General features: G+C 56.3%; 1 protein-coding gene. It reads left to right on the top strand.

What is annotated here, in order from left to right; genetic code table 11:
• The first annotated feature begins 509 nt into the window (after positions 1–509).
• Positions 510–1,652 (top strand): hypothetical protein, encoded by a 1,143-nt coding sequence (locus tag ABJK56_RS00730; protein ID WP_347242753.1) that lies wholly within the window; start codon positions 510–512, stop codon positions 1,650–1,652.
• Positions 1,653–1,808: the final 156 nt, after the last annotated feature.

Below are 1,808 nucleotides of genomic sequence, written 5' to 3'. Positions count from 1 at the left end.
TCGGCGCCCGGGATTACGACCCCTCCGTAGGGCGATGGACCACGAAGGATCCGCTGCTTTTTGCTCCTTCTGGGCTCAATCTTTTCGGTTACGCTTTCTCGGACTCCATAAACTCATTGGACCCTGAAGGTGAATCGGTCCTATCCCACTTTTGCAAGAAATGGATCGAAAGGTGCTGGGAGAAGGCGGAACGGTGCAAACAACAGGAGGAGGACAACGAAAAGGCTTGCGAAAACGAGCAGTTCGAGATTTGCCTCGGGGATCGGGAGTCGGGTTTCTTCTCGGGTGAGCGTTTCAAGAAATGCTTTCAGCGAATCCCAGAGTGCCAGAAAGCGGTGAAGTGGTGCGGACTAACCGCAAGCACGGGAGGCTGGCCTTCGCCTCGGAAATATTCTCCGCCTGAGACTCCGCCCCTCCCGGTGCCAGGACCGCCCAAATCGAAGGACAAATTCCCGCCGTGGTACCCAGGGAAACCCGGTCCACCTCCGTACAGGTGAAGGCTTGGCATAATGATGCGTCTACGGATGGTTTCAGCTCTGCGGCATGTGTGGCAGGCGCTTGCTGAGCTTATCGTCTCCATATATATGTTGCACTTCCTGGTCGTTGTTGTCAGCGAAGGATTGGAGAGGGTGGTGAACAGAGAGGTGAGCAAAAGCTCCGAAATGCTCCTCACATTAGGATCGAGTGAGGCAGTTTTAGTGTTCCCATTGTGGGCCATTGTCAATGTGCTGTTCCTTGGGTCGTTGCGGGGCGTACTGATGGGCTCTTGTTGGTTTTTGTTTGATCAGGTAACCACCTTGGGTATTTCGAACCGAGTCTTTGGAGGATTCGACGTTTCGGAGCAGGTTTGGGAATACAGTCTTTCGGAACAAGGTGTCGTGGTTGGCCTATCGATTCTTGGGGTTACGGTGGGGGTTGTTGTCGGTTTTTTTGTGCATAAACGGGTCGAGGGTGGGCTTGCCAGTGCTCATAGGGTGTGGAGGCTGTGCGAGCGCCTGGTTGTTCCTGTAGCATTTGTGCTCGGGCTGGGGTATGTGCTTTTATGGGAGGTGGACGTTGCTGGGACCATGACCGAAGTGTTCGGCATTGCGGTTTTTTATGGCAACGAGGACGTGATAAACTCGTTTGCCCAAGGCGGGAGTATTGCGAGGAACCTCCGCGACTTCATAACCGCAGGGTTCACGGCTCTTGGCGGTGGTCTTGCGCGCACGGTCTTTTACGGAGACCCTGGGTTAGTTCTTGGAGGCCTTTCGTTTTTGGTGTACTGCTTGGCATTCCGGAGCATTCTGCAAGAAAGACGTCCCCAAGGACGCTTTGCGATGCTTCCCCTTGCAGCGGTGCTTGCGTTCGGGTTATGGGCTCATACAGGTGAGGTTCTGCGGCCGGGGATCCTGTTTACGGAGTGCGGCAATTTCAAGGTGAAGGATAGAGCGAGCGCGTCATCCTGTATGGTTGCCCTTTGGAGAAAAAGGGACCCCGGGTTACTGGCGGTCTTTTCGGAAGCAAGAACGTGGCGGCTTCTCTATCTGGCAACTTTGGCTGGAGCAGGTGTGCTCGTTTTGTTTAGTGCCCAAATACTGTGGCCCCCCCGGCGCGATCAAGGGGGACCGGGTCCGGGCCAACGCGAAGAAGAAGCCGTGGATAGCGCTTGAGAGGGTGGCCGACATTGGACGGCCCGTTCGTAGGGTGCTGGCGGCTTTAGGTCGCACGGCGAGCATAGCCTACGACGGCATGGGGCGGGTGGTGGCCATCGCCGATGCGGCCGGTGGGCTCACCCGGTACCAGCGGCAGGAAACGGCCAACGGTCA

The organism is Thermogutta sp., assembly GCF_039793925.1.
GTDB lineage: Bacteria > Planctomycetota > Planctomycetia > Pirellulales > Thermoguttaceae > Thermogutta.
The sequence above is the reverse complement of the archived record's forward strand: the minus strand, read 5'-3'. Positions and strand labels throughout refer to the sequence as shown.

What these genes read in the sequence shown, in the direction of transcription:
- ABJK56_RS00730 (WP_347242753.1), top strand. Translation starts at nt 510, where the DNA reads ATGATGCGTCTACGGATGGTTTCAGCTCTGCGGCATGTGTGGCAGGCG.